The 21,536-nt window shown below is 60.7% G+C and carries 21 protein-coding genes; 9 read left to right on the top strand and 12 right to left on the bottom strand.

The annotated features are described in order from the left end of the window. A partial coding sequence (locus ACTJKX_RS35830) for a helix-turn-helix domain-containing protein (RefSeq protein ID WP_440727952.1) occupies window positions 1-399 on the bottom strand: 399 nt, incomplete at its 3' end. A 373-nt stretch (window positions 400-772) separates the two neighbouring features. On the opposite strand from ACTJKX_RS35830, the gene ACTJKX_RS35825 reads away from it, so the two are divergent. Continuing rightward, window positions 773-2,764 carry a hypothetical protein gene (locus ACTJKX_RS35825; protein WP_440728236.1) on the top strand — a complete coding sequence of 664 codons (1,992 nt, stop codon included), beginning with the start codon at window positions 773-775 and terminating at the stop codon, window positions 2,762-2,764. 221 nt (window positions 2,765-2,985) lie between these two features. On the opposite strand, the gene ACTJKX_RS35820 is transcribed toward ACTJKX_RS35825, so the two are convergent. The 3 genes from ACTJKX_RS35820 to ACTJKX_RS35810 form a co-directional block, all read right to left on the bottom strand. Continuing rightward, window positions 2,986-3,294, bottom strand: a complete 309-nt coding sequence (locus ACTJKX_RS35820; protein ID WP_440728235.1) for a hypothetical protein — start codon at window positions 3,292-3,294, stop codon at window positions 2,986-2,988. A 483-nt stretch (window positions 3,295-3,777) separates the two neighbouring features. Next, complete coding sequence (locus tag ACTJKX_RS35815) at window positions 3,778-4,383, bottom strand: hypothetical protein (protein ID WP_440728234.1); 606 nt, start codon at window positions 4,381-4,383, stop codon at window positions 3,778-3,780. A gap of 437 nt (window positions 4,384-4,820) precedes the next feature. Next, window positions 4,821-5,354: a class I SAM-dependent methyltransferase gene (locus ACTJKX_RS35810; protein WP_440728233.1), complete on the bottom strand. Its 534-nt coding sequence runs from the start codon at window positions 5,352-5,354 to the stop codon at window positions 4,821-4,823. Window positions 5,355-5,831: 477 nt separating this feature from the next. Between ACTJKX_RS35810 and ACTJKX_RS35805 the strand changes: the two genes are divergently transcribed. The 3 genes from ACTJKX_RS35805 (at window position 5,832) to ACTJKX_RS35795 (ending at window position 8,069) form a co-directional block, all read left to right on the top strand. After that, a complete protein-coding gene (locus ACTJKX_RS35805; RefSeq protein ID WP_440728232.1) occupies window positions 5,832-6,677 on the top strand; it encodes a hypothetical protein in 846 nt (281 codons plus the stop codon). A 144-nt stretch (window positions 6,678-6,821) separates the two neighbouring features. Beyond that, complete coding sequence (locus ACTJKX_RS35800; protein WP_394315417.1) at window positions 6,822-7,166, top strand: hypothetical protein; 345 nt, start codon at window positions 6,822-6,824, stop codon at window positions 7,164-7,166. 210 nt (window positions 7,167-7,376) lie between these two features. After that, entirely contained in the window at window positions 7,377-8,069 is a 693-nt protein-coding gene (locus ACTJKX_RS35795) for an alpha/beta hydrolase (RefSeq protein ID WP_394315418.1), read from the top strand. Between the two features lie 80 nt (window positions 8,070-8,149). Here the strand turns inward: ACTJKX_RS35795 and ACTJKX_RS35790 are convergent, their stop codons facing one another. Beyond that, complete coding sequence (locus ACTJKX_RS35790) at window positions 8,150-8,590, bottom strand: host attachment family protein (protein ID WP_311945157.1); 441 nt, start codon at window positions 8,588-8,590, stop codon at window positions 8,150-8,152. Between the two features lie 433 nt (window positions 8,591-9,023). Between ACTJKX_RS35790 and ACTJKX_RS35785 the strand changes: the two genes are divergently transcribed. Further along, window positions 9,024-9,245, top strand: a complete 222-nt coding sequence (locus ACTJKX_RS35785; protein ID WP_440728231.1) for a hypothetical protein — start codon at window positions 9,024-9,026, stop codon at window positions 9,243-9,245. A 97-nt stretch (window positions 9,246-9,342) separates the two neighbouring features. Here the strand turns inward: ACTJKX_RS35785 and ACTJKX_RS35780 are convergent, their stop codons facing one another. Continuing rightward, window positions 9,343-10,137 (bottom strand): hypothetical protein, encoded by a 795-nt coding sequence (locus ACTJKX_RS35780; RefSeq protein WP_440728230.1) that lies wholly within the window; start codon window positions 10,135-10,137, stop codon window positions 9,343-9,345. A gap of 388 nt (window positions 10,138-10,525) precedes the next feature. Here ACTJKX_RS35780 and ACTJKX_RS35775 point away from each other — a divergent pair, with 388 nt between their 5' ends. Beyond that, window positions 10,526-10,966: a MucR family transcriptional regulator gene (locus ACTJKX_RS35775; protein ID WP_376717803.1), complete on the top strand. Its 441-nt coding sequence runs from the start codon at window positions 10,526-10,528 to the stop codon at window positions 10,964-10,966. A gap of 282 nt (window positions 10,967-11,248) precedes the next feature. On the opposite strand, the gene ACTJKX_RS35770 is transcribed toward ACTJKX_RS35775, so the two are convergent. Beyond that, window positions 11,249-12,748, bottom strand: a complete 1,500-nt coding sequence (locus ACTJKX_RS35770) for a pyridoxal-phosphate dependent enzyme (protein ID WP_394315421.1) — start codon at window positions 12,746-12,748, stop codon at window positions 11,249-11,251. A gap of 300 nt (window positions 12,749-13,048) precedes the next feature. Then, window positions 13,049-14,074 carry a DMT family transporter gene (locus tag ACTJKX_RS35765; protein ID WP_440728229.1) on the bottom strand — a complete coding sequence of 342 codons (1,026 nt, stop codon included), beginning with the start codon at window positions 14,072-14,074 and terminating at the stop codon, window positions 13,049-13,051. Between the two features lie 134 nt (window positions 14,075-14,208). On the opposite strand from ACTJKX_RS35765, the gene ACTJKX_RS35760 reads away from it, so the two are divergent. The 3 genes from ACTJKX_RS35760 to ACTJKX_RS35750 all read left to right on the top strand — a co-directional run bounded on the left by ACTJKX_RS35760 (window position 14,209) and on the right by ACTJKX_RS35750 (window position 17,019). Next, window positions 14,209-15,987, top strand: a complete 1,779-nt coding sequence (locus ACTJKX_RS35760) for a winged helix-turn-helix domain-containing protein (protein WP_440728228.1) — start codon at window positions 14,209-14,211, stop codon at window positions 15,985-15,987. A 161-nt stretch (window positions 15,988-16,148) separates the two neighbouring features. After that, a complete protein-coding gene (locus tag ACTJKX_RS35755; RefSeq protein WP_367625475.1) occupies window positions 16,149-16,448 on the top strand; it encodes a DUF4242 domain-containing protein in 300 nt (99 codons plus the stop codon). A 76-nt stretch (window positions 16,449-16,524) separates the two neighbouring features. Continuing rightward, entirely contained in the window at window positions 16,525-17,019 is a 495-nt protein-coding gene (locus ACTJKX_RS35750; RefSeq protein ID WP_440728237.1) for a hypothetical protein, read from the top strand. 141 nt (window positions 17,020-17,160) lie between these two features. On the opposite strand, the gene ACTJKX_RS35745 is transcribed toward ACTJKX_RS35750, so the two are convergent. The 4 genes from ACTJKX_RS35745 to sucC form a co-directional block, all read right to left on the bottom strand. Next, window positions 17,161-18,159 (bottom strand): NAD(P)H-quinone oxidoreductase, encoded by a 999-nt coding sequence (locus ACTJKX_RS35745; RefSeq protein ID WP_311945172.1) that lies wholly within the window; start codon window positions 18,157-18,159, stop codon window positions 17,161-17,163. 176 nt (window positions 18,160-18,335) lie between these two features. Continuing rightward, window positions 18,336-19,070 (bottom strand): GntR family transcriptional regulator, encoded by a 735-nt coding sequence (locus ACTJKX_RS35740; RefSeq protein WP_311945174.1) that lies wholly within the window; start codon window positions 19,068-19,070, stop codon window positions 18,336-18,338. Window positions 19,071-19,500: 430 nt separating this feature from the next. Next, window positions 19,501-20,418 (bottom strand): succinate--CoA ligase subunit alpha, encoded by a 918-nt coding sequence (sucD, locus tag ACTJKX_RS35735; protein ID WP_415086489.1) that lies wholly within the window; start codon window positions 20,416-20,418, stop codon window positions 19,501-19,503. After that, window positions 20,418-21,536: ADP-forming succinate--CoA ligase subunit beta (sucC, locus tag ACTJKX_RS35730; protein ID WP_394315741.1), on the bottom strand; the 1,119-nt coding region annotated here is incomplete at its 5' end. The genes sucC and sucD, both read right to left, overlap by 1 nt.

Here is a 21,536-nt window from a genome sequence, read left to right as displayed (position 1 = left end):
CACGGTCCGTTCATGATAGACGACGCCGAAGCGTTCCTCGATCACCCGCTTGAGGTCAACCCGCCGCCAACGCACCACGCCGTCTTCGCCTTGATCCGGCCCAGTCTCGACGATCTGGGAAAGGGCCGTGAGCTGATCTGAGGTCAGAAGCGGCGCTGGCCCCTTCCACCAATTATCCTTCAACCCATCGGGCCCAAGCTCGTTGAAGCGATGAACCCAATCGCGCAGGGTCTGTCGGTCCATGCCGCCAATCCGCGCTGCCTCTTCCCGGCTTCGCCCCTCCATCACCGCGGCAAGCGACAACAGCCGACGGCTCTGGTTGGCGTGTTTGGAACTGGCTGCCAGCCGCCGAAGCTCGGCTGGCGTCAAATCGGTTCTCATCTTCACCGCTGATGGCATGCGCGATACCCCCCGCACCCCAGGGAATCAGATCAGGATGATTTGCGGAATCCCCCGTGAGTCAGAAATCCTGCCCGTTGGTATAAGTAGAGCCTACCAGGCAACAAGGTGAGCTGAAAACTTCAATTTAATAAACCGCCGCTGCGGCTCTAAGCCAACCGCAATCCCCGAATCCCAGTTCCTTCCAGAATGCAAGGGGAGGAATCTCTCGTTTTCGTAACACTCCCGCCGTTGAGGTAGAGCCCTTTTTCGTTCATTCTTTGTTCTAAAGAGGACAGGGTACTTTATTCTATACACGAAGAAGTCCACCTTTTGTAAATGGGAAATCAAAATTTCCTTAGTTTTGTCAAATAATTTAAAGAGGTGTAGTTGCATGAAAACAGATAAAGTCTATAATATGCCTGTAATTATATTGGCATTATTGGGTTTTTTGTTTCTCCAGAATGGAAATGTGTTGTCCGATACCTTGCCGCCGGATACAACCGTTCCTGCATCTCAATATTCAAGTCCCCTCTTTGCAACACCGCAGGATTTTCGAACTGTAGGCATTGGTTCAGCACCGTTGCCCGCATCTCAAAATCAGATCAACGTGGATGAGGGAACACTGCGCGGTTGGGGGTACATGGGGGATGGATATCATCATCGCCTTTTCGAGATTACGAACTTCAATGGCATGAACTCTACTGGTTGGACTCTTGCGCAGTGGAAAACAAATGCCGGCCTCGTGGCGGATTCTCTTAATGATGAAATTGATGGCGTAGCTGTTAATTCTATCATTCAAAAATATATAACAACGTTTTCTGGGAGTAATGTTTATATTAGATTTCCAAAGGGAAGGGCTTATTTTAGTAGTCCAATCAAAAGTTGTGGAATATCTATCGTATTTCAAGGAAGTGGGCAGGATCAGACCAATCTGATTTTTGGATCTGATAGCAGTTGGAAGAACAATGCTGGCACAGGTCCGCTGTTGGATAGCTCGGGTAATCCCGTTCAAGATAAATTCGTAGATGGCGTCAATATATGCAGTACAGCCACAATCGACAATGCCACCAAAGCGGATCGCATTGAATTGCGGGATCTAACGGTTACGCAGGCGAAAGTCGGCGGAAATAATTACGGCTTTTATGGTGTATTTAGGCCATTCAAGAATTTATATACGCACAATATTCAAATTAACAATTTCAATAACTGCATGTATATTGTGAATGCGGGAGGGTCTCAGATAGAGAATACTTCTTGTTATAGTGGTGTAAACTATTTCAGTGGATCTGAGCCTGTCGGAGCTATGGACCCCACCGTGGGGGACGGCATTACTATGATAGGGCGGGGGGCTTTTATAAATCACATCACGAATACAATCGTACAGAATTACAAGACCGGTTACACTTTTTATGCAAGTGGTGCAGTTGGTGCGATCGGACCCTTTGAAGATGTATCGATCCTCAATAGTGCTGCTGGAAATGCAAAACAGTGCATCAAAATATATTCGTCTAAAGTGGATTATTCGCCCCTCGAATACAATATCGATAATTTTTCCTGCAATGCGACTTCGGGCTTTATTGATGCGCAGTCCGTTGGCCTCTTGACGATCCGAGGGGGCGATTGGCTGGTCGCCAAGCCCTTTACTGATGCGAACGCAACATGGAAAGGGCAGAATCAAGATTTCTTTCGCTTTTGTCGGGTTGCGAATGGAACGTTGGAACAAGCTTGGCTATCAAATGATGGAAATGGTGCGGCGATAGGCAGTTATATTCATGTATTTGGATCGAATAACCCCTGTGGGACTCAGGGAAGCGCGAACGGCGTAAGGATTATTAATAACTATCTCTATCATTACAATTTGCAGTACAGTAATTTGATCGCCGTTGATCCGACTGCCACCAGTGTAACGGTGCGCGACAACGTATTTGCGGGCCAATATGGAGCGGAAAGTCATCCCCCAGCAAATGCCTTTAGTTGGGGCCCTACCGATGCAGCGTCAGCGCTTTACCAAGGCCAGCCAGGAGAAGTCGCGAGCGTTGCCGGCTCGGTGACATCCGCGCCCAACGGGAGTCCCGTGACCGTTGCAACGGTTAACCTAACGCCTGGTGTATGGGAATGCTCTGCGGGACTTATCGCAGTGGCGGGAAGCGGTACGTCGATCACGACAACGCAGGTCTCATTCAACACGGCGCCCAATTCTTGGCCACTCGCACCTGGCTATGGAATGTCGCAGATCCCAGGTAGTGGAACTCTGCGTGCTGGTCCGCATACCTTTGATTTGACCTCAACGCAGGGGACAACGCCCATTTATCTAATCGGGGCGGCGCTCTATTCAGGCTCGGTCGGCCTTAATGGTAGTGGCCAGTGCGTTCGAGTGCGATAACGCGTCAGCAGGGGTGCCCCTGGCCTTCGGGCTGGGGGCAGCTTTGTCTGTCTGGATCATGAAGGGCTGTTCTGGCTTGGAATGCCTCGGCGGCAATCCGACGTTAAGCAATTGAGATCATTGGACTGCTCAGATTTGAGCATACCTCTCGTCATGCTAAGTTCGGGGGCGTTCTTTACGTTTGGCCTTGGGGATTCGTCGCAAACCTCGTTCTCGCCCTTCTATACTGGGCGCTGAGGATGAGTCGCATTCCATATCCAAGCTTGCGCGACAGGAGCTTTACGCTTGATACACTGTTGAATTTGCGCCGTGGGAACGGCCCCGGCACAATCAAGAAACGCCGCCACCGCTTCTCTTTGATACTTTATACAGATATGCCCTCTCGGCGAATCCGGATTAACGCCGATGTTTTGGCAGCGCGCACGATAGACGTTGCCTGGAGCATACGTGCTCATATTAATTTTTGGGGCCTGCGGTGCACAGCCGGCCAAGACTGAAGAAAATACGAGAAACAGCAGGCCACTCTTCATCGCAGCATTCCACCATACCGTTGCGCCATCTTAACAGAAAAAGACGTCGCAAGAAGATCGACTTAAGCAATATTTGGGCAGATTTTCGTAGCGTCCTTCTGGCCGGGAAGGGAAACTCCCTTCACACGGGAGGGGGCGCTGGTTCAAATCCCCCATGCGGATTTGAACCGTCCTACCACCCTTGAGCCGCCGCCGTCCCCACACCGTAGGGGACGCTCTATCGGTGAGAACGAACGAAACGCTCTCCCGCTACCATCTCTCTCATAGAAAAGATGATCGAACCGCGACGCGGTTTTTGTGTGCCGTGCTGGTGAGACGCGCGAAACGCTTCCTGCGCCAACCGTTGGTTGAACAGCTTGCATAGTGCCGAACCTCGACGACCTGACTGGCCGCAGTCTCTACGGATTGGAGCGCGGCTGGGCACGATCGCAGATCGACAAAAATGTCATAGAACGCGGTCTTGGCGGTGCTGGAAAGTCGTTTCTATCGCTTTTCATTGATCATCGCCGAGGTGAAGGCACCACAGAAGGTAAGCTGATCCTTTTCCAGCGCAGATCGAAGCGACTCCTTGAACGGCGTCGTCACATAGGTCCCGATCACAACGTCTCCTACCTGGGTGAAGCAACCGCGATCCATCAGACGCATCTGGTCTGGCGGTCCCTTCTCGCCAGCTTGCCGCATTTCCACCTTGGTGCAGGCCATCTCAATATTGTCGGCCTTGAGCGTGTGCGTTTGGACCGAGCCTGTCCAGTAGCTATCTCCCAGTGCCTTGGTACCCTCCTTGAGTCCCGCCGCCGTGGCATCCAGGAGCACGGCCTGCGAGGCCCGGGTGACGCCATGGGCATCCTCGCCGCTTACGGGCAGGATGAAGACCGTGGCTCGTCTCGCCTGGCCTCCGTAAAAGGCAATGACTTGCCCGTCCGTCGCTGTTTTATGGATCTTGACCTGAGTCATGCCCGCAATGCTTTTGGGAAGTATGCGCTCAAAATCGGAAAGATCTTTGGCGTCCACGGGGGGCGCAAGAACGGCAAGCGCGCCCAGCAAGGCAAGTTTGAGCGGATGAAGCGGCGCCGTTCCAGCCTGTCGCATTCCTTGCATCCCTCCTGGTTCTCAAACTGTCAGTTGCGGTAGTAGGGCCCTTTGGCAGGCTATACGTTTATCGTCGTCGCGGGCAATGGCGCATGCCTCGCCGGGCCACAAACGCATGAGGTGCTGCAGAACGGATATTGGGCAAAGCCGGATGACGTTATTGGGAGCAGCTGTCCGTTCAACGAAGACGGAACGGCCGGACCTTCGCATCTGGAAGCACTAGTACTAAAGAGGCGATTGCTCCTGAACCGGGTCACAGGATAGCCTCGGTGCGCTTCCCGCCTGACGAGGATGGAGGCCGGAGGCCCGGATGACAGCCTCAGCAACCGTCCGCCCGGGCCTCCCTCTTTCATCAACTATCAATCGGTGACCTGTTCCGCCTACGGGACCGACCTCCTGCAACGGGAGGCCTGCATGACAGGAAGGCACATCCAGCGCTACAGCTTGCGCACGGCGACCTGGCTGCCGACCGCCAAATCCAATTGGCAGCGCTCACGGCCGAGCAAGGCGTGAACGGGCGCGACCACGCCATCTTTCCACCATCCGCTCAATGTGTAGTCGTCGAAAGCCATGATGCCGCCGGGCTTCAGTTTCGGCCAGAATGCATCAATATCGGCGGTAACGGCATCCTTGTTATGATCGCCGTCGACATAGACATAGTCGAGCGTCGCATCCCCAACCTTATTGGCCCAGTTGGTGGAGAAGTCCCGAACGATCTCGACAAGTCCGGCTTGTGCCTGTTCGCGAAATCGTTCGACGACTCGAGGATAGCGCCCTTCGACTTCCTCGCGCGTAAAAGCCGGCCCGCCATAAAAGGTTGTCGTGTGCGCAGCATCGTCGAAATGCATCCATGGGTCGACCAGATATAGTTTCCTGGGTTGTGTGATCTGCAGCAATTGGGCGGAGAAGTCGCCCATGAGAACACCTATTTCGACACCAATGCCTCCCTTTGGCAGCACTTGCAGCAACATTCCTCTGGGGTCCGGAAACATATGGCTTCTCTCTTGCATTGCTTTGCCTGGGCCCATGCTATCCACGAGCGTAAAGACATTGTCCAGACTATTCGAAGCATTCTTATTGCTCCACGTGCCAAGATGATCCGGCGTGAGCAGAGGGGGAATTCGTATACGCTGCGCCCGCAAGATCGATGCGTCACTGGATCTATGCCGGGTGGGCGAAGCCGGGCCTTTGCTTCGTACTTCGGGAGACAGTTGGTTGGACGCGTCGAACAGCCTCCGGGCGGAACCAGTTGAAATAGCGCGCGGTAACCGGAGCGGCGGTTTGCGGCCCGAACTGCTCCGGCCGGAACAGTGGCGGCGGCGGGCCGGGTGCTATTAGATGCCCGTTATCGACGCCTGTCTGGCAGGAGTACATCGATGCTGGGTGCGATGAGGCGGGGCAGGTTTCTGGCGGCTGGCCCGTGGGAACGAGCAATAGGCAACAGCAATGTGCCATCCCTTCGCGTCGGTCCTGCCGGGACACTCTGCCTGGGAATAGGGCTGGGCCTGTTCCTGGCGGCGTCTGCCCATGCCGGAAAGCCCGTGCGCTGGCAGCCTCTGGAGCTGTTCGGACGCAAGATCGCCTTGATCGAGACCGACGACGACGGCCGCCAGCTCGAGGTCGAGGGCAAGATCGTCGCCGAGAACGGGGTGATCGCCCTCGAGAAGATCGGCGTCATCGGCGGGATGGGCTATGCGATCGGCTATGCCGGCAGCGGCGGCAATGCCTGCGCCCCCGCCCGGTTCATCATTGCTTTCCCGCCGGGCAAGCCGGCCCGTTTCGATGGCCCCATCGGGGAGTGCCAAAACGTGGAATTCACGAGTTCCGGTGTCGGCTTCGTCTTCGAGGAGACCACGTCCTATGGCAACGGCACCCGATGGGTATGGCTGCCGGAGACGGGTTTTTCGGCCCCGCAGACAACGGCTACCGCGCCCGATCCGATGATCCGGCAAAACGCGCTCGACCTGAAGGCGCAGCATCCCAGCCAGATCTTCAGCTATGGCACGATCGCCAGCCGGTTGGTCGAGATGCTCGGGCCGGACGAGGCGACATTCAAGCGCCTGCTGAACGGCTTGGGCAGCGTCGACGTCGAGGGCGATGCGGTGATCGGCTCGTCCTGCCTGAAGATCCGCTGCCCGGACGAGACGGCATTCTACATCGTCGACGTCTCGAAGAAGCAGGCTTTTCTGGCCTGGAAGGAGAGCAACAAGCCCATCGCCGTCCGGCCGGACGTGAAGGCCTGGCCGCCGGCCTTCAGGCGCAGGCTCGCCGAATGGGCGCGCCCGTTCAAATAGGACCTCCCGGCCGAGGCGGGAAGCGAGCCGGCGAAGCGGGCCTCGTCCGCAACAGCTTGTTTGGGCGTGTTTTTCCAACCTGAAAAGTCTGCCGGCTTTCGGCAAAAGATGCGACATTGCAATCCGGAATTTCGGGAGCACGCGATGAAGAGCGGCAGCTGGCTTGCGGCGAGCCGATTGCTCATGGGGGTAGCGCTCTGGTCCTGCAGCGGCCCGGCGCAGGCGCAGAGCTATGATGCCTGGCTCGCCTGGCCCGACGACTATCGGCGGGGTTTCGCGTTGGCCATCGTGATGGAGCAGCTCTCGACTTGCCTCGGTGACGGCTGCAGTATCACGCGCCACCGCCGGCAGTGCCTTGCCGGCATGACCGACAGGACGGCAGTGGAGCTGCTCGGCCGCTATGTGGATCGCCATCCCCAGGCCAGATCGCGCCCGGTCAATGCGACGATGGGCCAGGCACTCTACGAGTTGTGCGGCCCAGCCCCGTGATGGGCGCCGATGGGGCAGTCTCGAAACCACGATCGCAGCGGGAGACACGGGCGGGTCATTCCGCCCGCAGGGGTGCTCAGGATGAGGGGGCCGCCGTCCAGGCGCGTGGCGGGCCCGCGCTCCTCCTTTGCGTCGTTTCATGCAGAGCCGACACAAAAGCGCGATAGGATGGTGCCTGCGCATGCGCGCTCAACACGGGTGAGGAATACGATGGCTAAGGATACGACGATTGTGCTGGTCCATGGCTTCTGGGGCGGGGCGGCTCACTGGGCCAAGGTGATCACGGAACTCACGCGCCTGGGGTATGACAAGGTCCGTGCCGTGGAATTGCCGCTCACCGGCTTGGCGGATGATGCCGAGCGTACCCGCCAGATGGTCAAGCAGCAGGAAGGCAGGGTGGTGCTGGTCGGCCATTCCTATGGGGGCGCGGTGATCACCGAGGCCGGCGGCCTGCCGAACGTGGCGGGCCTGGTCTACATCGCCGCCTTCGCGCCCGACGCCGGCGAGAGCCCCGGTGCAATCAGCCAACAGGTCCCGCCCGAGGCGTTTCCGAATATCGCGCCGGACAGCGATGGCTATCTCTGGATCAAATATGACAAGTTCGGCGAAAGTTTCTGCCAGGATCTGAGCGCCGAGGAAGCCCGGATCATGGCTGTCACCCAGAAGGCGCCGCTGGCGTCCACCTTCGGCGACAACGTCACTGCACCGGCCTGGAAGGTGAAGCCGGTCTGGTACCAGATTTCCAGCCACGACCGCATGATCGCTCCCGACAACCAGAAGCGCATGTCCGGGCGCATGAATCCGCGCAAGGTCATCACGCTCGAGGCCAGCCATGCTTCGCTCGCTTCCAGGCCGGCTGAGGTCAGCCAGCTGATCGACGAAGCCGCGAGCGCGGTCGGATAGGACATTTGCAAGGCCCGGGCCACAATGCCGATCCGATCCCGGATCGGCATTGTGGCCGGCCGAAGCGGATGATGGTGTGATTATTCCCGCAGCATCCTCGCGATATCCTCGATCGGATGCGAGGTCAGCTGTTTGGGGATTTCACGGCTGACGCGTTCCAGGACTTCCTGGTGGAAGGCCTGGCGCAGGTCGCCGAGCACCTTTGGCGGGGCGATCACGACCAGCCTGTCGAATTGGCCGGCATGAGCGCGTCGATAGAGTATTTCGGCGAGCCCGGCCGCAAAGCGTTCTTCACCCAGCCGATGCCAGTCTGTTTCCTTGATGGCGCTGGTACGGCCATTGCTGCCTGTGCCGGTACGCCCGGGCTGGTCTGTGCCCTGCTCCCGTGTGGCAGGGTTGTCTTCCTGCAGGACCTGGTCCACGGCGAGACTGGCCTTGTTGCCATGGCCGATCTGGCGCAGAAAAAGCGCCTTCCTGCCATCACCGACCAGCACGAGGGTGTTCTTGTCGTCTAGGATCATGGTTGCAATACCTCTTTGCAAGCAAATGCATCCAGGCGCTCAAATGTTCCTATATTAGGCGCGGGATGCCAGGTTTGTTGCTCCGCGGCAGGGCGCGTCGATTGAACGAAGCTCCCATCCTGCGATGTCGTCGCGATTCCTGCGGGGTGGAGATCGATCACAGGAAATAAGCGATATCGCAGCGTAAGGGTGCACGGCCGCTTTCGCGGATCCAAATAGCATGCATTCCCGTAGAACTTATTCCTCCAATAACGCCTTGATTCCGCGCATTTTACGATCGTTGTCTCCTATTTTGAACCAAAATGTACCGTCATTTCTTGAGCCGAAACGCCAGGAATTCATAAGACTGCTGTGCTATTTCGCACAGAGCGGAGCACCGGTCCGCTGTCATTGAGAGGCATCGGAAGCCTGTCGTGACAGAGGGAGTGCTGCCATGCCTCGCGACGAAACGCTGTTGGACTTCACCGAGGAAAACCATCGCCTGCGCCGCGTTTCAAAGGGCGATGCCGGCCGGCAATTCCATTTCTCCGTCTGCATCGTCGCCGTCCTGGCGATCGCGATCCTGGTGACCATGATTGCAGAATCCGCCACCTTGAGGAAAAGACCGATGTCGGGGCCGGGCCGCTCTGTATCGCTTGGCCAGCCGCTGCGCTAGGTGTGCGGCCCCAGAGTGCGGTGGTGCATTGTCGATGCCTGTTTCGTCAGGAAGAGGATGCCCGGTGCCTTCGGATGCTGCTGCCCTCCCGGCCGGATCAGGTCGCGAGCATGCGCAAAAACAGGCCGGACAGCAGGTGGCATAGCGGTTCGGGCGCATGCTCTCCCGCTGCGATGGCATCGTCGACGACACCGTGCATGCCGTCGAACAGGATGAGCGCCACGGCGCGGCTTTGCGGAACGGCCCAGACTCCCACGGCCCGCCCCTCGTCCAGCAGCGTGGCGAGCTGGGCGATGACGGCGTCCTTCTCGCGCGACTGCCGTTGGCTATGGGGGAAATCGTGGAAGACCACGTCGTGGAGCTGGAAATTCGCCAGATAGGTCGCAACGGCGCCGCTGATCCAGGCTGAAAGCCGCGCGGCATCGCCTTGCTCGGCACCATGATGGCGGGACGCGCGGTGGCGACGATGGCACAGGCCCTGGCCGAAACCGGGCAGACATCGTCGCTTGCGCTGGCCAGCGTCGCCGTACGGCGGCATCAGGTGCCAGCCGGCCTGGCCATGGCTGCAGGCGACTTCCGGCACCTGCTCGCCCATGCTTTCGCGGATGGGTTCCGCCTCGCCATCGTCCTTGCCGGTCTGGTCGGGCTGGCAGCGGCCCTGGTGTTGATACTCGCCTTGCATATCCGCGCGTAGCGCCCAGGACCACATCCCGCCCTCGACGATGCCTGACCTCTTCAAAGGAGGGAGCCTGCCGATGCGATTCTGTCGCAGGGCCATGCCGAATGCCTTCATCGGCAGGCGGCGTCCGTGCACCGATCGGCGCGATTGGGCTGAACACGCAATTGTGATCACACCTGGTTGCGGGCCGGCGAGGCTTTCATCCATCGGCATGCGAGTGCCTCAAGCCCTGCCGGCAGGGATGGGAACCAAGGGGCGGTCGAAAGCGAACGCTGCCCGCACCGATGGCCGTTTCTTCAAAAAACAAGCCCCTCACGAGCTGATTCATGCAACCCAGGGCGCCGATGCCGGTTGGGAGAAGAAGCGCGGTGATCGCGCGGGTTATCCTGCGTCAGGTCACCAAATCATGTCTGACGAATGAGGAGGGATGGTATTTGGACAAATATTCCCGGCTTAGGTGTCAGGCTGCCTCAATATGTCGCGGTCGTCGGCAGTCGGTCCAGGCAGAGGTTCCTAACTATAACGAAATGTAATGTGCTTTTTTGCCCCAACGTGGCAAAATGCTGCTTTCATCAAACGTAACTCGGGGATCATTCCGGATATGCAGGAAGCTGACAATAATTTAATCGATGTTACGGTGGATATCGTCGCAGCTTACGTCGCTAACAATTCTATTCCGACGGACGGATTGCCATCTTTCATATCAATGGTTCACGACAGCCTGTCCAAGCTTCGCGAACAGCCGGTAGTCGAGGAAGCGACACCGTTGCGTCCAGCCGTACCAGTACGCAAGTCCGTGACGCCCGATTTCATCGTCTGCCTGGAAGATGGCCAGAAATTCAAATCGCTGAGGCGGCATCTGCGCAGCAAATACAATATGTCGCCGGAGGAATACCGTAGCAAATGGGGCCTCGCGGAGGACTATCCCATGGTTGCACCGAATTATGCTGCGGAACGCTCGCGCCTCGCCAAGGCTGCAGGCCTCGGGTCGTTGCGCTGGGGCCGCAACAACCCGCCGGCCAAGACCGCCAAGGCTGGGTGAGGGCACTTTTCGTCGCATCTCACGCAAAAGGCCTGAGGGATTCCATGCGAGTCCCTCAGGCCTTTTTGTGTTTGGCCGAAGAAGTGCGGACAGATCCAGAACCGCCATGGCGCTGCGGCTGCCTCGTGCCGCAGCGGCAAATCTCACCTTCGGCCTTCGCGACCAGGCCGGAGATCGTGGGGGTGGACCTTCGTGCATCACCGCCGATCCCGATCACCTCCGGCCTTGAGGAGTTCGAAGAAGGTCACCCTGGGCCGGCGTCAGGAATACATGCGCTGAACATCATGCGGCGGGCCGAGCGGCGAGCCATTTTGGCAGGTAACTCCGCGCCGTCAGCGTGATGTCGCCTGCCGGCGTGACTCCGGCTGTGCCGAGGAGCGATACCAGTTTGCCGGCATCGTGAAGTTGAAGGAGATCGACCGAACCGCCAACGTGAATGCCGCCGATGAAGATCTGCGGGATCGTGGCTGCGCCGGTCATCGGGCGCAGCACCTTGCGGATGTCTCCGCCCAGACCGCCAGCCTGCATCGCCACCGAATCAAGATCGACGGAACGGAAGGGGACGCCCATGTCCTTCAGGAACCTGCGCACGGCCCAGCAGAACTCGCACCATTCCAGCGCGAACATCACCACGGGTTGGTCGGGGTCCTTGATCGCCTGGTCGACGAAGCTGTGCGCATGATCGGGGGCCGTATCGATCGCCGCCGCGGAAACCGCAGCAGGTTGTGCTGCCGGGACGCCGAAGCGGCATAGTGGCGTTGAGTTCGAGATTTCTCTCTCGGCCGCGTCCATCTCCTGCTCGATCGCCTCGAACAGCGGTGTCGAGAGGTAACGCTCGCCGGTGTCGGGAACCATGAACAGGATCCGGCTGCCTGGCCGTGCCGTCTTTGCGACCTCAAGCGCAGCCGCCAATGTCGCACCGCCCGTGACACCGCAGAAAATACCCTCCTGCCGCGCGAGTTCCCGGGTCAGATGCAAGGCCTGCGAGCCGCCAACGGGCTGGATGGCGTCGACCAGGCTGGAGGCGACGGCATCTGCGGTCAGTTTGGGGATGAAGTCAGGGCTCCATCCCTGCATGGGATGCGGGCGGAACAGGGGATGGCTTTCGGATGGGGTCGCGTCGCTCTTGTAGTGCTGACCCATGCCGCTTGCCAACATCGGGGCGTTTTCAGGCTCTGCCACGATGATCCGCGTTTTTGGGCTCTCGGCCCGCAGGATCCGCGCAACCCCCTTGAGCGTACCGCCGGTGCCCGCTCCAGTGACGAAATAGTCGGGGCCGGTCCCTCCGAAATCTCGCAATATCTCGCGCGCGGTGGTGCCGCTGTGAACATCGGCGTTTGCTTCGTTCTCGAATTGCCGGGTCCAGAACCATCCATGCGCAGCCGCAAGTTCGCGCGCCTTTTCGACCATTCCCGTTCCTTTCTCGGAGGCGGGTGTCAAGACGACCCGCGCTCCGAGGAAGCGCATCAACTTCCGGCGTTCGACCGAGAAGCTCTCGGCCATCACGATGACCAGCGGATAGCCCCTGCGCGCGCAAACCATCGCAAGGCCTATGCCGGTATTACCGCTCGTTGCTTCGATGACGGTCTGGCCTGGCTGCAGCCTGCCGTCGCGCTCGGCGGCTTCTATGATGCCGAGCGCCAGCCGATCCTTGACAGAGCCGAGTGGGTTGAATGCCTCGAGTTTGGCGTAAAGTTCGATCCCCTTCGGCTCGAGGCGAGCCAGGCGTACGACGGGGGTATTGCCGATGGTTTCGAGAATGGAGCTGTGAATGTTGGACATGGTTGGATCCTTTCGGGAGGTGTCGGGGGCGATGTGGGTCAGTGGTCAATCGGGGGCTTGAAGCGGGCGACACCGGTCGATGTTGCGCCATGCGGAATCGGGCCGGGCGTGAAGCACTCCCGTGGTCCGTGCCATGTTGCGATCGCGTCGCCATCTTGCGGGCACGCGGTACATTCGGCTTTCCAGGCTGTGGTAAGGGGGCGTGGCTGCAGCAGTGCTGCTCCTGTCGGTCATAGCCTGCTCCTGAGTTGGCCGTCGCGACGGCGAGGGGACGCTTGTCGGGAGGCCATTGGTCGGCCCTCAAGCTCGGTGTTTTCCGGCATCGGGAATAGGCCGTAGCTGGCTGCCGGTCCTTCGTGCTGCGACGATCGCACCAATGGTCAGCAGCGCTGCGCCGGACGCCTCGACCATGCTCGGGCTTTCATGCAGGGCGACTGCCGCGATGATCACCGAAAACAGCGGCACGATCGCTGCGAAGACGGAGGCGCGCGTGGCACCGAGCCGTCCGATGGCCCGGCCGTAGCAGTAGAGCGCGGCAATCGCCGAGAGCAGGGACTGATAGATAATCTGCAGCAGCAATTCTCGAGGGGCAGCGGCAAGCAGATGTCCCGGACCGGACATGATCAGCCAGGCCGGTGTGTAGAGCAGCAGCGATGCGACGCAAATGATCGCCGTCGCGGTCAGAGGCTGCAATCCAGTCCGCCTGAGCGAAACGGTGTAACCTGCCCACATGAACGCTCCGACGACGAAGAAGCCGAGAGCGTAGCCGTCATAGCCGGCATTCCATGTACCAACGATCATGCAGCCTGCGCCTATGACGATGCAGGCGATGCCGGTGACCAGCGTTCGCGTAACCGCCTCGCGCAAGAACAACACGGACAGGATCAAGGTGAACGCCGGCAGGAGGCCGACCGTGATGGCACCCCCAAGGCCGGCCGACGTCAGCCTGACGCCCGTGGCCGCGACAAGCGTATAGGGCGCGCCGGCGCCGACAGCCATGAACAACAGGTGCCGCGGCGCCACCAGCCGTATGGCCGGCCATTCGCGCCAGACGAGGGGCAGGAACAAAAGACCCGAAATGCCAAATCGCAGTGCAGTAAGGTCGGTGGCAGCAAGATCGCCGACTACGCCGAGGCGTGTCACGGTCCACCAACCGCTCCAGATCACTGCCGCGCCGAGCCCGGAGAGATAGCCGCTCGCGCCGGCTGCCAATTTGGACCGGTCAATGAACCGGAGGAGTGCGGCTACCTGCCATGCCAAGGCTTTTGCGCGCAGAACCAGGCTGGCACTCGGCGTTGACAGCCGGATGGGGTGAAGTTCGGGCATGTTGCTTTTCATCCGCAGTCTGGTTTCGTAATGTGACTGCGAAATTGCGATGAACGCCGAAGTTAGTCCTTATCGGCGGCTGATCGTTTGCTGATCATTCCGGGTTTTGCGGGCTCCTGCTGAGACTGGCCTCGATGCTGCACCGTTTCGGATTCTTTGAACTCGACGAGGGAGCGCGCGCGCTCAGGCTGCGGGGAACTGCGCAAAAATTGCAGCCGCGCGTCTTCGATCTTCTGGTCTATCTCGTTCGAAATGCCGGCCGCGTCGTTCCGAAAGACGAATTGATGGATGCCTTGTGGCCAAATCTCAATGTCACTGAAGCATCCCTGCAGCGCGCCGTCAGCCTGGCGCGCGCAGCTTTGTCGGTCGGAGGCCTCGAGAATGCGATCCGCAGCTATGTCCGGCACGGCTACCGTTTTGCGATCGACGAGGTGAGCGTTGATGCCGCTGTCCCGGGGTTCGACGCGCAAGAGTCCAATCGTGCCCAGGCGCTGGGGTTTGCCAAGGCCAAGGACTGGCACGGCGCCGCAATGGTCTTCGAGAGGCTCGATGCCGACGGGCAACTCTGCGCGGCAGACATCGATGTGTGGGCATTGGCGGTGGAATGCCAAGGCCGCCCTGCTGCTGCGATCCCGGTGCTGACCCGCGCCCTTGCCGCCTATGTTGCCGAGGGGCAGCCTAACCTCGCCGCGCGTGCGGCGGTGACGATCGCCAAACTCGAGTTGGAGCGCTCCGCTCCGGCCGCCGCCTCCGGCTGGATGGGACGGGCTGAAGCCCTTCTGGGTGACATGGAAGACCCGCGGACCACAGCCTACCTTCTGTGGATGAAGGCGCGGCAGGTGATCTTCCAGGGCAGTGCCGCGGAGGCGCTCGAACTGTCATTGCAATCGCATAGCGCAGCGCATGCCTGTGGCGATCCGGGCCTGATTGCACTCACGCTCGTCTATATGGGCTTCTACAACATCTCGCTTGGCCGCATCGAACAAGGGGTGAGCCAGCAGAACCACGCCGCCGCCATTGCCTTGTCGAGCAATGTGGATCCGGTTTTCGGAAGTCTTGTCTACTGCAACATCCTGTGGAGTTGCCGGACTTTCCCTGACTGGTCGCGCGCCCGGCAATGGAGCGAAGGCTTCGACAGCTGGAGCGAGGCGAGCTACGCCACCATACCGGGCACTTGCGACCTGCATCGCGCCGAGATCCTCGGGGCGCAACGCGACCTGATCGGTGCGCTTGCGGCGATCGACCAGGCTCTGCCGAAGCTCTCGGAGGAGGAGGCCTGGTCGATAGGGGACGGCTATCGCGTCCGCGGCGACATTCGAGCGATGATTGGCGATCTGGACGGCGCCAGGAAGGACTACGCCGCCGCTTATGCCGCGGGCTGGGATGCCGAGCCCGGAAACGCGGTCCTGCTGGCGGAAGCGGGCCAGGTGGGTGTGGCCCTGGCGGCGCTCGACCGGGTGCTCGAAGGCGCGAGCTGGTATCACATCCAGCGGCGTGGAATCCTTCTGGCACACAGGATGCGCATTGCGGCAATGGGTGGCCTTCGCGATATCGCAGCCGGGGCATTGGCCGAACTGGAAACACAGTCCGACCGCTGGACGCAGCCGGCCGTGTACGCGCTCGTCAACGAGGCGCATTATTTGCTAGCGAGCGACAATGAAGCGATCCGGTTTCTAGTGCTCGCCCGCCAGCTGTGGACCAGCGCCGGAATTGAGTACCACGCGGCCCGTGTTCGGCTGGAACTCGCCCGCATCCTGATGGAAGCGGGGGACATCGCCGCGGCCCGGACCGAGATTGCGGCGGCAGAACGCGTCGCCGTCCGCATCGGCTCGCGCCGGCTTCAGATGATGGCAGCCGAGATGCAGCCGCAATTGACTTCCACGCCACCGTCCCACCTGATCGCCCAAGGATAGGCTGACTGTCGCCGGCGTGCGTGAATGATCATCGCAAGATCAGCCGCCGGTAAGGACGGCCAAGCCACCTCACCCCTAGTTTCCACTTCGTCACGCATGGTGCGTGGCTGCAACACGGCATGGTTCGGGCAACGCCCGGCCATTCGAAGGGAACGACGACAATGCAGCTTTATGTCATCCGCCGGCCGAGCGCCTGGGCATCGCTCGCTGAACTGGAAAAGGCCGGCGCCAAGTCGGCGCAGATCGGAAACGAACAGATGCCGGACCGGGTTCGCTGGATCCGCAGCTATGTGGTGAACGAACCGGACGGCCGCATCGGCACATTCTGCATCTATGAAGCCAAGGACGGCGCCGCCATTCGCGAGCATGCGCGCCGCGTCGGCATGCCGGGCGAAGAGTTCTATCCGGTGGCAACTACGGTCGTCGTGCGGCCGGATCCTGTGCCAGCCGAGGCAGTCTGAAACATCGGCACCGCGCGGCCCCCATGGCCGCCGGTGCGCGATGTCCTGTCCAGAGCTCATTCGATTGGAGAGTAAAATGAAACGTGCTTGGTGGGCTTTCGCCCTATTATCCCTTCTCGGCGCCGGCTCGGCATCGGCGCATTCGGGCGGCGAGTCGCTCTTGCTCGATCATGTTCGCAAGGCGAATGATCGGTTCAAGAATGTTTCGGCAGCGGTCGCCGAAGGTTATGCCCCCATTCCCTGCGCCAGCGGCCAGCAGGGTGGTGCAATGGGCATTCACTACGTCAACGGCGCTTTCCTCCAGGATGGCGTCATCGACATCGCAAAGCCCGAAGCGGTGATGTATGAGCCAACGCCCGACGGCAAGCTCGTGCTGGTTGCCGTGGAATACATAGCCTTCAAGGGGCCGGCTGCGTTGGAGGGCCATCTTTTCAACTTCAATGGTGCGCCCAACCGCTATGGTTTGGATCCATTCTACGAGCTGCATGTCTGGGCCTGGAAACGAAATCCGGCCGGCCACTTCGCCGACAACAATCCGAACGTATCGTGCAACGCCGCGAAACCCGAATAGGTAAGCAAGGCGCTGTCCTGGACGCTCGACGTGATAACGTTCGACGCCGTGCATCCGGGAACAGGAGCGGATTGTGAACGATCGCATCCGCCCCGATTTCGGCATCGGGGCCGGCATGGTTCGCTGATGGGCCGATGCGGCTTAAACGGTGAGCACGATCTTGCCGCTGTGGCTGCTGCTTTCCATCAACGCATGTGCCTTGGCCGCCTCCGCCAGCGGGAAGACGGCATGGATCAGCGGGCGGCAGCGCCCCTGCGCCAGCAAGGGCCAGGCGTTCTTCTCCACGTCCGCTGCGATGGCCGCCTTGGCCGTCACCGATTGAGCCCTCAGGGTGGAACCCATATGGCTCAGGCGCTTGGTCATCAGCCGCACGAAGTCGATCTCGACCTTCGAGCCCTGCAGGAAGGCGATGTTGACGATGCGCCCTTCCAGCGCCGCCACCTCGTAATTCTTGGCGATATAGCTGCCGCCCACCATGTCGAGGATGACATCCGGGCCGCGCTTGTCGGTGGCCTGCTTGACGGCCGCGCTCCAATCTTCGGCCTTGTAGTCGATGGCGACATCGGCACCGAGCTTGCGGCAGATCTCGCATTTCTCCGGTGAGCCCGCAGTGACGATGACGGTGGCGCCCAAGGCCTTGGCCAGCATGATCGCCGTGGTGCCGATGCCGGAGGAACCACCGTGAATGAGAAGGGTTTCGCCGCTCTGCAGGCGGCCACGCTGGAAGACATTGTGCCAGACGGTAAAGAAGGTTTCGGGGATGGCAGCAGCCTGGACCATGTCGAGGCCGGCGGGAATAGGCAGGGCGTGGCCGGCATCGGTCACGGCAAAGGGCGCATAGCCGCCGCCGGGTGTGAGGGCGGTCACCTTGTCGCCGACCTTCCAGCGGGTGACCTTCGGCCCGATGGCAACGACCTCGCCGGCAACTTCCAATCCCGGCAGGTCGGAGGCATCCTTGGGTGGCGGATAGGCGCCGGCGCGCTGCAGTACGTCCGGGCGATTGACGCCGGCGGCCGCAACGCGGATCAGAATCTCGTTGTCGCCGGGGCGCGGCACCGGACGCTCTTCCGGCACCAGCACTTCGGGGCCGCCGGGCCGGCTGATGGCGATGGCGGTCATGGTCGCGGGCAGGTCGGGCATGGCGGCTTCCAATCGTATCAGGGCAGGGGAGCGATCAATGCTGTTTGCCCTGATCGCTTGTCCCGAAGCAAAGCTCGTTTCCGCAAAAAAACGCCCTTTTGCTTCAACGCTTTGTTTCGACGCTTCCTTGCGATTCATGGTCGTCCAACCCAATCGCAAGGCAGTTTGGCGATGAATCAGTCGAAGATGCCATCGCTGTGCTTGGCGACATAGTCCGCAAGGCCCAGCGTGTGGTCGCGAGCATAGGCTTCGGCCTTGGCGACGTCGCGCTTTTCGAGCGCCTCGATGATGTTGAGGTGATCGACGATCGACTTGCTGGCGCGATCGTCGCGGCCGATGGTGATCTGGCGGATGCCGCGCACATGCAACACCAGATTCTCGGTCATCTCGGCCAGGATCTGCGAGCCGGAAAGCTCGATCATGGTCTGGTGGAAGCGGATATTGGCGGTCGAGTATTCGTGCGGATAGTCGGCCGGCTTGTGGGCGTCGTTGAACTCCTGGAAGATCGTGCGCAGCCGCGCGATTTCCCGGTCGCTGGCGCGCTGGCAGATCAGGCGCACCGCCATGCTTTCCAAGGCCGCCCAGGCCTGGATCATCTCGATCACCTCGCGCTTGGTCTTCTTCAGCACGATGATGCCGCGTCGGGGCAGGGATTTGACGAAGCCCTGCTGCTCGAGCATGGCGATGGCCTCGCGAACCGGCGTGCGGCTGACGCCAAGACGCTCGGAAAGCTGGCGCTCGTCGATCCAGGTCGGCTCTGGCGAAGAGTAGATGTCCATATTGGCGATGGCATGCTTGAGCGCGGTATAGACCTTGGTCTTGTAGGTCTGTTCCGGAGAGAAACGTTCCAGCACCAGTTCGGGAGTGGATTCGTCGGCAATCGGCCAACGCGCTTGAATTTTTGGAGCCACGAACTCTTCCTCTCTCAAATCGCCCAAAGCGTACTTGTGATTTGGCGGCATCGCCAAGAATCGCAAAGACGCGTCGGAATCAGCAGCCGGAGCAAAGCGCGTTTCGTTCAAACGCGCTTTGAACCGGCCGGACCAGATAGCGCCATGCTCTTCATAACGCATATACGCTATCCGGTCTTGCATTAGGTATACCTAAAACGGTTTACGGGTCGCCCTTGAACCGATGACGGCCGGATCAGCCGGTTCGGAAGAACGATTCCCTTCGTCGTAGCTTCTTCGTTGCAGCCTGTCGTCGTTCCACCATCGTTTTGGCGGCGGGCTTGCACCGCTGCGCGCCCGCCGCCGGAAGGAAAGGCCCATACCGCCCGGGAGAAGGCGGTATGGTGAATGTCGGGGGACCGGCATTCATGAGTGTTTCGGAAGCGTCGGCTCAGCCCGCGGCTGCCTGCCGGCGCCGGGGCGACCAGTCGCCCAGCAGTTCCGTCAGCGTGGTGCCGAGGCGCGCCGGGGAGGGTGATACCCTGACGCCGGCGGCTTCGAGCGCGGCGATCTTGGAGCCGGCATCGCCCTTGCCGCCGGAGATGATGGCGCCGGCATGGCCCATGCGCCGTCCGGGGGGAGCGGTGCGCCCGGCCACGAAGCCCACCGTCGGCTTGGCCCGCCCGCGCCTGGCTTCGTCGGCCAGGAACTGCGCCGCATCCTCCTCGGCCGAGCCGCCGATCTCCCCGATCATCACGATCGAATGGGTGTCGGGATCGGCCAGGAACATCTCCAAGACGTCGATGAACTCGGTACCCTTGACCGGGTCGCCGCCAATGCCCACCGCCGTGGTCTGCCCCAGCCCCTCATGGGTGGTCTGGAACACCGCCTCATAGGTCAGCGTGCCCGAGCGCGACACGATGCCCACCGAGCCCTTCTTGAAGATGTTGCCCGGCATGATGCCGATCTTGCATTCGTCCGCCGTCATCACCCCCGGGCAGTTCGGCCCGATCAGGCGCGACTTCGAGCCCGACAGCGCCCGCTTCACCTTGATCATGTCGGTGACCGGAATGCCCTCGGTAATGCACACGATCAGCGGGATTTCCGCGTCGATCGCCTCGCAGATCGCATCCGCCGCCCCCGGCGGCGGCACGTAGATCACGCTGGCATCGGCCTTGGTGACATGGCGTGCCTCGGCCACGGTGTCGAATACCGGCAGGCCCAGATGCTGCGAGCCGCCCTTGCCCGGCGAGGTGCCCCCCACCAGCTGCGTGCCGTATTTGAGCGCCTGCTCGGAATGGAAGGTGCCGTTCTTGCCGGTGAAGCCCTGGCAGATGACGCGCGTTTGCTTGTTGATCAGGATCGACATTACTTGGCTTCCCGCACGGCTTTGACAATCTTCTGGGCGGCATCGTCGAGGTCGTCGGCCGCGATCACGTTCAGGCCGGAATCGCGGATGATCTGCTTGCCGAGTTCGACATTGGTGCCCTCCAGGCGCACCACCAGCGGGATGGTCAGCCCCACTTCCTGCACCGCAGCGATCACGCCCTCGGCGATCACGTCGCAGCGCATGATGCCCCCGAAGATGTTGACCAGGATGCCCTTCACCTGCGGATCGGCCGTGATGATCTTGAAGGCCGCCGTCACCTTCTCCTTGCTGGCCCCGCCGCCGACATCCAGGAAGTTGGCCGGCTCCTCGCCATAGAGCTTGATGATGTCGAGCGTGGCCATGGCCAGGCCCGCCCCGTTCACCATGCAGCCGATCGAGCCGTCGAGCGCGATGTAGTTGAGATCGTAGCGCGAGGCCTCGATCTCCTTGGGATCTTCCTCGCTCTCGTCGCGCAGCGCCACGATGTCGGGATGGCGGTAGAGGGCGTTGGAATCAAAGCCCATCTTGGCATCCAGGCATTTGAGCTGGCCGTCCTTGGTGACGATCAGGGGATTGATCTCAAGGAGCGCCATGTCCTTGGCCACGAAGGCGGTGTAGAGCCTGGTGGTCAGGCTCACCGCCTGCTTGGCCAGGTCGCCCGAGAGCCCGAGCGCCTTGGCCACCGCCAGGCCGTGATGGTTCATCACCCCGGTGGCCGGATCGACCGAGAAGGTCACGATCTTCTCCGGCGTCTCATGGGCCACTTTCTCGATGTCCATGCCGCCCTCGGTGGAGACCACGAAGGCGACCCGGCTGGTCTCGCGGTCGACCAGCACCGAGAGGTAGAACTCCTTTTCGATGTCGGAGCCGTCCTCGACATAGAGGCGGTTGACCTGCTTGCCGGCCGGCCCGGTCTGCACCGTCACCAGCGTGTTGCCCAGCATCTCCTGCGCATGGGCGCGCACGTCCTCGATCGACTTGGCAAGCCGCACCCCGCCCTTGGCGTCGGCAGGCAGTTCCTTGAACTTGCCCTTGCCGCGCCCGCCCGCATGGATCTGCGACTTCACCACGTAAAGCGGACCGGGGAGCTCCTTGGCCCCCTTCACCGCTTCCTCGAC

This window comes from Labrys sp. 22185, assembly GCF_052045555.1.
Lineage (GTDB): Bacteria > Pseudomonadota > Alphaproteobacteria > Rhizobiales > Labraceae > Labrys > Labrys neptuniae.
The sequence above is the reverse complement of the archived record's forward strand: the minus strand, read 5'-3'. Positions and strand labels throughout refer to the sequence as shown.